The following is a 9,270-nucleotide window of genomic DNA, read 5'->3' on the forward strand; positions in this document are numbered from 1 at the left end:
TAGAGCCAGCCGCGCTACCCGCTGGCGCCTTGTCAGCTTTGCCGAAATACGCCATCAGAACACCCGCCGGCCCTGGCGCCAGACCTGGCCGATCACCGGCTGGCCCTTGTGCACCTGCGCCTGGACCAGGTCGGCGCGCAGCCCGACGGCGATCTCGCCGCGATCATCCAGCCCGGCCGCGCGTGCCGGCGCCAGGCTGATGGTGGCGATGGCGCGCGGCAGGTCGTAGCCGTTGTCCTGCTCGGCCAGGCCCAGCGCGGCTTGCAGCAGGCTGGCCGGGTAATAGTCGCTGGAAAGGATGTCCAGCACGCCGCGCTGGGCCAGATCGGCGGCGGCGATGTTGCCCGAGTGCGAGCCGCCGCGAACGATGTTCGGCGCGCCCATCAGCACCTTCAGCCCGCGCGCATGGCTGGCCTCGGCGGCCTCGAAGGTGGTCGGGAACTCGGCGATGGCCATGCCGTAGCCGGCCGATTCCTCGACGTGATCGAGCGTCGCATCGTCATGGCTGGCCAGCGCCAGCTCGCGGCTGCGGCAGATGTCGACGATGGCGGCGCGCTGCTGGTCGCTGTGCCGCGCCGAGTTGGCCAGCTGCTCGCTGACAAAGGTATCCATCTCCGCCGGGCTCAGGTGGTACTTGCCCATGTAGTACTCGCGGTACTTCTCCATGCGCGCGAACTGGCGCTGGCCCGGCGCGTGGTCCATCACCGAGACCAGCTGCACCAGCGGCTGCTCGACCAGCTCGCGGAACAGCGCCAGGCACTGCGGGTGGCTGACTTCGCAGCGCAGGTGCAGGCGGTGCTCGGCGCGGGTCTGCCCGGCCGCCTCGGCCTCGGCGATGGCCTCGAGCATCACCCCGAGCTGCTGCATGCGCTTGCCCTTGGGGTTGATGTCGCCGATCGACAGCGCATCGAACACCGTGGTGATGCCGGCGGCGACGATCTGCGCGTCATGGGTCAGCACCGCCGAGGCGGACGGCCAGTCAACGCCCGGGCGCGGACTCATGTGCTTTTCCAGGTTGTCGGTGTGCAGTTCGATCAGCCCCGGCAGCAGCAGTGCGCCGTCCAGGTCCTGCGCCTGTGTCAGGCTGCTGGTGCCTGCGGCGATGTCGGCGATGACGCCGTCGCGGATCAGCAGGCTGCCGTGGATCACCTGATCGGCCAGCACCAGTCGGGCGTTGCTGAGTATCTGTTCAGCTGGCATGGGCCAGGTCCTCCTGCGTCATGTCCAGATAACGGTCGGCGACTGCCTCGCGGATCGCGCGGTCGTGGAAGATGCCGATCAGCGCGCTGCCGGCGGCCTTGGCCTCGTCGATCAGTTCCAGCACCACGCGGGCGTTGGCTTCGTCCAGCGAGGCGGTGGGCTCGTCGAGCAGCATCACCGGCCAGCTCACCATGAAGCCGCGCGCCAGGTTGACCCGCTGCTGCTCGCCGCCGGAAAAGGTGCCGGGGGCCAGCTGCCAGAGCCGTTCGGGAATGTTCAGCCGGGTCAGCAGCGCCTTGGCCCGCGCCTCGGCGTCGGCACGGCTCCAGCCACGCGCCAGCGCCGGTTCCATCACCACCTCGAGCGCCGGCACTCGCGGGATCACCCGCAGGAACTGGCTGACATAGCCCAGCGTCTGCCGGCGCACGGCGAGGACCTGGCGCGGCTCGGCACCGACCAGCTCCAGCCAGTCACCGGCATGGCGGATACGGATGCTGCCGCTGGCCGGCAGGTAGTTGCCGTACAGCGTGCGCAGCAGCGTCGACTTGCCGGCACCGGACTGGCCGTGCAGCACCAGGCACTCGCCGGCGGCGACGGTGAAGTTCAGCCCGCGCAGCACCTGCAGGCTGACGCCGTGCTGCTGGTGCAGGGTGAAGGTCTTGGCGAGGTCGCGGACCTCGATCAGGTTCGTCATGACGGATTCCTTCATGGCTGCAGCACCGAGGACACCAGCAGCTGCGTATAGGGGTGCTGCGGGTCGTCGAGGATCTGGTCGGTCAGGCCCGACTCCACCACCCGCGAGCGGCGCATCACCATCAGCCGGTCGGCCAGCAGGCGCGCCACGGCGAGGTCGTGGGTGACGATCACCACCGCCAGGTCCAGCTCGCGCACCAGCCCGCGCAAGAGGTCGAGCAGACGTGCCTGCACCGACACGTCGAGGCCGCCGGTGGGTTCGTCCATGAACACCAGCTTCGGGCTGGAAACCAGGTTGCGGGCGATCTGCAGGCGCTGCTGCATGCCGCCGGAGAAGGTCCGCGGCAGGTCGTCGATGCGCGCCGGGTCGATCTCCACCTGTTGCAGCCAGTCCAGCCCGGCGGCGCGCAGCTGGCCGTAATGCCTGACGCCCTGGGCCATCAGCCGCTCGCCGATGTTGGCGCCAGCGGAAACCCCCATGCGCAGGCAGTCGCGCGGGTTCTGCTCGACGAAGCCCCATTCGGTACGCAGCAGCGTGCGCCGCTCGGCCTCGCTGGCGGCGTAGAGGTCGAGCCAGTCGCCGGCGCCATCGCGGTACTGCACGCTGCCGCGATCCGGCGGGCAGCGGCCGCAGAGCAGCGAGAGCAGGGTGGACTTGCCCGAGCCGGACTCGCCGACGATGCCCAGCACTTCGCCGGGGTAGAGCTCGAAGGAAACGCCTTGGCAGCCCTTGTCCGGGCCGTACAGGCGGGTCAGGTCGCGCACCGCGAACAGCGGCTCGGTGCCGACGCTCGTGGCGGGCAGCAGTTGTTCGGCGGCGCTCATGGGCGGCTCTCCTGTTGCTGGGCGCGCTGCGCGCAATAGTCGGTATCCGAGCAGACGAACTGCTTGCTGCCGGCGTCGTCGACGATCAGTTCGTCGAGGTAGGAATCACCGCTGCCACAGATGGCGCAGCACTGCTCCCACTGCTGGATCTGAAACGGGTGATCCTCGAAATCCAGGCTGACCACGCGGGTGTACGGCGGCACGGCGTAGAGGCGCTTCTCGCGGCCGGCGCCGAACAGCATCAGCGCCGGGCTGCGGTCCAGCTTGGGGTTGTCGAATTTGGGAATGGGCGAGGGGTCCATCACGTAGCGCTCGTCCACCGTCACCGGGTAGGCGTAGCTGGTGGCGATGTGGCCGAAGGTGGCGATGTCCTCGTAGAGCTTCACGTGCATCACGCCGTAGTCGCCCAGCGCGTGCATGGTGCGCGTCTCGGTTTCCGACGGCTCGATGAAGCGCAGCGGCTCGGGGATCGGCACCTGATAGACCATGATCTGCCCGGCGGCGAGCGGGGTTTCCGGGATGCGGTGGCGGGTCTGGATCACCGTCGCCGCGGGTGTGCGTTCGGTGGTGGCGACCCCGGCGGTGCGGGCGAAGAAGCGGCGGATCGACACCGCGTTAGTGGTGTCGTCGGCGCCCTGGTCGATCACCTTGAGTACGTCGTCGGCGCCGAGAATGGCAGCGGTCAGCTGCATGCCGCCGGTGCCCCAGCCATAGGGCAGCGGCATCTCGCGGCCGCCGAAGGGCACCTGATAGCCGGGTATGGCGATCGCCTTGAGCAGTGCGCGGCGGATCATGCGCTTGGTCTGCTCGTCGAGATAGGCGAAGTTGTAGCCCGCCTCGCTGGCGGGAATGGCCTGGGCATTCATGCGCGTTTCTCCTTCGCTGGCGTCTCGGCGTCGGCTTCGGTCTGCTCGGCCTGCGGCTGGCGCAGCTTGCGGATCAGCTCCAGCTCGGATTGGAAGTCGACGTAGTGCGGCAACTTCAGGTGCGAGACGAAACCGGCGGCTTCGACGTTGTCGCAGTGCATCAGGACGAATTCCTCCTGCTGCGCCGGGCCCTGCACTTCCTCGCCGTACTCGCCTGCACGCAGCGCGCGGTCGACCAGCGCCATGCCCATCGCCTTGCGCTCGGCATAACCGAAGGCCAGGCCGTAGCCGCGGGTGAACTGCGCCTGCTCGGCGCTCTCGCCGACGAACTGGTTGACCATCTCGCACTCGGTCAGCTCGATCTCGCCGAGGCAGACCGGGAAGCCCAGCTCCTGCGGCTCGATCCAGACCTCGGCGGTGCCGATGCGAATCTCGCCGGCGAACGGGTGGTTGCGGCCGTAGCCGCGCTGGGTCGAATAGCCCAGCGCCAGGAGAAAGCCCTCGTCGCCACGCGCCAGCGCCTGCAGGCGTTCGGCGCGGCTCGTCGGCAGCTCCAGTGGCTCGCGGGTGAGGTCCGGCACCGGCTCGCCGCGGTCGATTTCCGGGGTCATCAGGCCTTCCTCGCCGAGCAGGCCGAGTACCCGCGGGCAGTTGCCCAGCGTGGCGCTTTCATCCACCGGCGGGCCGGCGCGTTCGCCTTCGGCGAGCAGGGCGAAATCGAGCAGGCGATGGGTGTAGTCGAAGGTCGGACCGAGCAGCTGGCCGCCGGGCACGTCCTTGAAGGTCGCCGAGATGCGTCGGCTGAGCTGCATGGCGCCGGTGTCCAGCGGCAGGCTTTCGGCGAAGCGCGGCAGCGTGGTGCGGTAGGCGCGCAGGAGGAAGATCGCCTCGACCAGATCGCCGGCGGCCTGCTTGATCGCCAGCGCGGCGAGATCTTCGTCATACAGCGAGCCTTCGCTCATCACCCGCGCCACGGCGAGCGGCAGCTGCTGGCGGATCTGCTCGACGCCGAGTTCGGCGATGCCGGTATCGCCGCGGCGCTTCTTCGCCAGCAGCGCGTGGGCGTTGTCGATGGCCTGTTCGCCACCCTTGACCGCGACGTACATCAGGCCACCTCCTGCAGCGAATCGCCGATGCGCGTGCTGCGCGGCAGGCCGAGCACTTCGCCGTCAGCGCAGAACAGTGCGTCGAGCCCACGCGGGAAGTCGTTGCGTGCGGCGCGCTGCTGCCAGAACGCCGGTTTCAGCGGCAGGCCGACCAGGCGGCTGCCGTCGATGCCCGGGCCCTGCCAGCTCAGCGCCGGGCCGCGGTCGAGACGGTCGAGCTGGATCAGCAGCGTGCAGGACTGGTCCGGGTAGCGCTCGCTGCCGGCGTAGAAGCCGGAGAGGTCGTCCAGCGCGGCGGCATCGAGCAGGGCGAACATCGCCTCCTCGCGTGCCTCGACGATTGGGCAGCCACAGTGGAAGGCCAGGTTGGCGCGGATCGCCGGGGTGTCGAAGGCCGGCGCCAGCCACAGCGGTGTGTCGTTATCCAGCAGGCTCAGGCACAGCGCGTAGCCGGCGGCCTGCAGCGGCTCGATGGCGGCGACGCTGACCAGCGGCTGGCGCGTGCCCGGCTCGGACAAGGCCTTGAGCGCGGCGCGGAAGCACTTTTGCGCGTCCAGCACCGGGTCGGCGAAGGCGGCCTGCAACAGGTCGGATGGGGCGCGATTCATCAGTCTTCTCCTCGCAGCAGCGTGAAGAACTCCACGCGGGTAGTGGCGGTTTCGGCAGCCTTTTGCGCGGCGCGTCGGGCCTGCGCGGCGGCCAGCGGTTCGATCAGTTCATTCAGCCAGCGGCTCTGCTGCGGCCCTTGCAGATGGGCATCGGCGAGGGCGGCGAGCTCGGCCTGGCGCTTGTCACGGCCGGCGCGGTAGCTGTAGCCGGTGCTGCCGTCGGCCAGGCGCACCACGCAGCGGGTGACGCTCATCTCGCCGAGGTTGAACGGCGCGCCGGTGCCGCCCATGCGGCCGCGCACCAGGGTCATGCCGATTTCCGCGGGACGGATCAACTGGTAGGTGCAGTCGCGCAGGGCGCTCTCGAAAGGCGCCAGTTCGGCAGCGCTGGCGCCGGCCAGTACAGCCATCCAGCGCTGGCGGGGGGATTGTTCGCGGGTGTGCATGGGGTTCTCCATCAGGTGGCGACCTGGTACTGGAAACGGTCGGAACGGCTGGCCGAAAGGGCGATCTCCACCGGTTGCCCGGTGGCATCGCAGGACAGGGTGAACACCGACAGCAGTGGCATGCGCAGGGGCATCAGCAGCTGTGCGGCCTCGTCGCGATCGGCCAGGCGTGCACCGATCAGGCTGAAACGGCGCGTCAGCGGCAGGCCGCGTTCGCCGAGGTAGCGGCGCAGCGAGCCGCCCTGGTAGTCGGCGAGCCGTTCGGCGTGGCTGGCGCAGTAGCGGTGGCGGATCAGGCTGACCGGCTCGCCGTCGAGCAGGCGCAGGGTGCTCAGCTCGATCAGCGCGGCGCCTTCGGCCAGTTGCAGGTGACGTGCTTCCTCGGCGCTGGCGCTGAGCTGGCGCCGCTCGAGCAGGCGCGCCTCGGTACGCAAGCCGAGGGCGGCCAGCGATTCGCTGTAGGCGCTGTCGGCCTGCAGCGGATATACCAGCGGGCGTTGCAACACCTGGGTGCCCTTGCCCTGGCGGCGCAACAGGCGGCCTTCGTTGATCAGCTCGTCGACGGCACGGCGCAGGGTGTGGCGGTTGACGGCGAAGCGCCGCGCCAGCTGCATCTCGCCGGGGAGAAAGTCGCCGATGCGGTAGTGGCGCAACTCGCCGCGCAGCACCTGGGCCAGTTCGAGGTAGAGCGGTTCGCTGGGTTGTCTAGACAACTGCATGGTTTTTTCGAGAGGCGCACGGGGCCTCACTCCGTCAGATGAAGCGCTTGCGCAGGCGCTGGGAGAGCAGGTCGATCAGGCTCACCACGGCGATGATGATCAGCAGCAGGGCGGCGGTCTGGCCGAACTGGAAACCGCGGATGGCTTCCCAGAGGATCACGCCGATGCCGCCGGCGCCGACCATGCCGACCACCGTGGCCGAGCGCACGTTGGATTCGAAGCGGTACAACGAGTAGGAAATCCACAGCGGCAGCACCTGCGGAATCACCCCGAAGATGACTTCCTGCAGCGCACTGGCGCCGGTGGCACGCACGCCTTCCACCGGGCCCGGCTCGATGGCTTCCACCGCTTCGGCGAACAGCTTGGCGAGCACGCCGGTGGTGCTGATCCACAGCGCCAGCACGCCGGCGAAGGGTCCGAGGCCGACGGCGACGACGAAGAGCATGGCGAAGACCATCTCGTTGATCGACCGGCAGGCGTCCATCAGCCGGCGCACCGGCTGGTAGACCCACCAGGGCACGATGTTCTCGGAGCTGAGAATGCCCAGCGGGATGGCGCAGACGATCGCCAGCAGGGTGCCCCAGAGGGCGATGTGCACCGTGGTGATCATCTCCCTGAGGTACAGCTGCCAGTTGCTGAAGTCCGGCGGGAAGAAGTCGGCGGCAAAGGTCGCCATGTTGGCGCTGTCGCGGATCAGCAGCAGCGGATTCATCTCCGCGCCCTGCCAGGACCAGGCCAGCACGGCCAGACACAGGCCCCAGCCGAGCAGGCGCAGCCAGCTGCGCTTGTCGTTGCCCGCCAGAGGCGGTGTGGTGCTCAGAGTGGTCATGTTCGGTTCTCAAAAAACGGCGCGGACGGGAGCGTGGCGCCAGCGCGCCACGCCCGGCGTTGCTCAGCTGGCCTTGGCGGCGGCGTTCTTCTGCTCGCGCTCGGCCATGCGCTGCTCCAGCTTGGCCAGCTCCTGGTCGATGCCCTGCAGCTGCGCCTGGCGGTCGCTGTCGGAGAGCTTGCTGTCGGCGGCGACTTCGCTGCGCTTCTTGAACAGTTCCAGCTGGCGGATCGGTAGCAGCTGGTCGTTGTCGGAGGCGCGGAACGGTGCCCACTGCAGGCCGGCGAGGATTTCCTTCTCGGCCGGCTTGGCGCCGTAGCTCATGAAGAACTCGCGCAGCCTGTTCTTCTGCTCGTCGCTCAGGCTCTTGCGCCACACCAGCGGGTCGGCCGGGATCAGCGGCGAGGTCCAGACGATCTTCAGTTGCGCGGCCTTGTCCGGCGCGGTGATCTCAAGACGCTCCATGCCTTCGCTGTTGAAGGTGCCGACATCGACCTGCTTGTTCGCCACCGACAGCGCGTTCACTTCGTGGCTGCCGTTGAGGCTGCGCTTGAAGGCCTGGCCGGCGTCGACCTTGTTCTTGGCGAACACGTAGTAGCCGGGCACCAGGTAGCCGGAGGTGGAGTTCGGGTCGCCGTTGGCGAAGGTCAGGCTCTTGGCATTCTTCAGCACGTCCTCGACGGAGTTCAGGGCGCTGTCCTTGTGCACGATCAGATGGCTGTAGTAGCCCGGGCTGCCGTTGGCGGCGACGGTCTGGGCGAAGATTTCGCCGCCGGCGCGATCCACCGCTTCCATCGCCGACTTGTTGCCGTACCAGGCCAGATCGACCTTGTCGAAGCGCATGCCCTGGATGACCCCGGCGTAATCGGGGGCGAAGAAGGCCTTCACCTCGTAGCCGGTCTGCTTGCTCATGTCGGCGAGGAAGGGGTCCCAGACGCTGCGCAGGTTCTGCGAGGACTCGGTGGAAATGATGCCGAAGGTGATGGTCTCGGCGGCTTGAGCGGTGCCGGCGAGGGCACCGGCCAGCAGCGTGGAAGCGGCGAGAGCGCGGCTGAAGCGTTTCAACATGGAGGTCACTCCTTGGGTGTGGCGTTGGTTGTCGGGTGGCGTGGGGCTCAGCCGTTGACCAGCTGCAACGACCGCGGCTCGGCATTGCGGGCGCGGTCGGAGAACAGCAGGCTGGCGTCCAGATCAGCGCCGTAGAGGTCGTTGAGCAGGCGGTCACTGAGCGCCGCCGAGGGACCGTCGTAATGGATGCGCCCGCCCTTGAGCGCCACGGCGCGGGAGCAGTAGCGCAGGGCGTAATCGACCTGATGCAGGGTCACCACCACGGTCTTGCCGTCCTGGCGGTTGATGTCGGCGAGGATTTCCATGACCTTGCGCGCCGACTCCGGGTCGAGCGAGGCGATGGGTTCGTCGGCGAGGATCACCTCGGCCTGCTGGGTCAGCGCACGGGCGATCGCCACCCGCTGCTGCTGGCCGCCGGAGAGCGTCGAGGCGCGCTGCGCGGCGCGCTCGGCGAGGCCGACGCGCTCCAGTGCGGCCATGGCCTGGCGCTTCTGCTCGTCGCTGAACATGCCCAGCGATCCGCGCCAGCGCGGCATGCGCCCGAGAAAGCCAAGCAGGACGTTGTCCAGCACGCTGAGGCGGGTGACCAGGTTGAACTGCTGGAAGATGTAGCCGATGTCGGCGCGCAGGCGGCGCACCTCGCCATGCAGGCGGCCGGTGGCCTGTACCTCGCGGCCGAGCACTTCGATGCGCCCGCCGGCGGAGCGGTCGCAGCAGGCCAGCCCGGCCAGGTGGCGCAGCAGCGTGGACTTGCCGGAACCGGACGCGCCGATCAGCGCCACCATCTCGCCTGGCTGTATCGCCAGGCCCAGGTCGAACAGCGCCTGCTTGCCGGCGAAGGTCTTGTTCAGTCGCTCGACTCGAATAGCCGCATTCATCGTCTTGCCCTCTCGTCTGTGCGGCCGGGGGA

General features: G+C 68.7%; 11 protein-coding genes. All 11 read right to left on the reverse strand.

The genetic code is table 11. The annotated features are described in order from the left end of the window. Positions 1–54: 54 nt before the first annotated feature. The gene (locus tag CW305_RS19660) at positions 55–1,200 is read right to left on the reverse strand and encodes an alpha-D-ribose 1-methylphosphonate 5-triphosphate diphosphatase (RefSeq protein ID WP_104098715.1); all 1,146 of its coding nucleotides are present in this window, start codon (positions 1,198–1,200) and stop codon (positions 55–57) included. After that, positions 1,190–1,894, reverse strand: a complete 705-nt coding sequence (gene phnL, locus CW305_RS19665) for a phosphonate C-P lyase system protein PhnL (protein ID WP_104098716.1) — start codon at positions 1,892–1,894, stop codon at positions 1,190–1,192. Before phnL ends, CW305_RS19660 begins: the two co-directional genes overlap by 11 nt. Positions 1,895–1,905: 11 nt before the next feature. Next, on the reverse strand, positions 1,906–2,718 hold the full coding sequence (gene phnK / locus CW305_RS19670; RefSeq protein WP_104098717.1) for a phosphonate C-P lyase system protein PhnK: 813 nt from the start codon (positions 2,716–2,718) through the stop codon (positions 1,906–1,908). Next, entirely contained in the window at positions 2,715–3,584 is an 870-nt protein-coding gene (locus tag CW305_RS19675; RefSeq protein WP_104098718.1) for an alpha-D-ribose 1-methylphosphonate 5-phosphate C-P-lyase PhnJ, read from the reverse strand. Before CW305_RS19675 ends, phnK begins: the two co-directional genes overlap by 4 nt. Beyond that, entirely contained in the window at positions 3,581–4,690 is a 1,110-nt protein-coding gene (locus CW305_RS19680; protein WP_104098719.1) for a carbon-phosphorus lyase complex subunit, read from the reverse strand. The genes CW305_RS19675 and CW305_RS19680 overlap by 4 nt, the downstream gene beginning before the upstream one ends. Further along, a complete protein-coding gene (gene phnH / locus CW305_RS19685; protein ID WP_104098720.1) occupies positions 4,690–5,298 on the reverse strand; it encodes a phosphonate C-P lyase system protein PhnH in 609 nt (202 codons plus the stop codon). The genes CW305_RS19680 and phnH overlap by 1 nt, the downstream gene beginning before the upstream one ends. Beyond that, positions 5,298–5,744, reverse strand: coding sequence for a phosphonate C-P lyase system protein PhnG (phnG, locus tag CW305_RS19690; RefSeq protein WP_104098721.1), 447 nt, complete (start codon positions 5,742–5,744; stop codon positions 5,298–5,300). Before phnG ends, phnH begins: the two co-directional genes overlap by 1 nt. Positions 5,745–5,755: 11 nt before the next feature. Further along, positions 5,756–6,463, reverse strand: a complete 708-nt coding sequence (phnF, locus tag CW305_RS19695; protein ID WP_104098722.1) for a phosphonate metabolism transcriptional regulator PhnF — start codon at positions 6,461–6,463, stop codon at positions 5,756–5,758. A 34-nt stretch (positions 6,464–6,497) separates the two neighbouring features. Continuing rightward, positions 6,498–7,292 (reverse strand): phosphonate ABC transporter, permease protein PhnE, encoded by a 795-nt coding sequence (phnE, locus tag CW305_RS19700; RefSeq protein WP_104098723.1) that lies wholly within the window; start codon positions 7,290–7,292, stop codon positions 6,498–6,500. A 63-nt stretch (positions 7,293–7,355) separates the two neighbouring features. Next, positions 7,356–8,360 carry a phosphonate ABC transporter substrate-binding protein gene (phnD, locus tag CW305_RS19705; protein WP_104098724.1) on the reverse strand — a complete coding sequence of 335 codons (1,005 nt, stop codon included), beginning with the start codon at positions 8,358–8,360 and terminating at the stop codon, positions 7,356–7,358. A 47-nt stretch (positions 8,361–8,407) separates the two neighbouring features. Next, positions 8,408–9,238: a phosphonate ABC transporter ATP-binding protein gene (gene phnC / locus CW305_RS19710; RefSeq protein WP_014818580.1), complete on the reverse strand. Its 831-nt coding sequence runs from the start codon at positions 9,236–9,238 to the stop codon at positions 8,408–8,410. Positions 9,239–9,270: the final 32 nt, after the last annotated feature.

It is taken from the genome of Stutzerimonas kunmingensis (assembly GCF_002929225.1).
Lineage (GTDB): Bacteria > Pseudomonadota > Gammaproteobacteria > Pseudomonadales > Pseudomonadaceae > Stutzerimonas.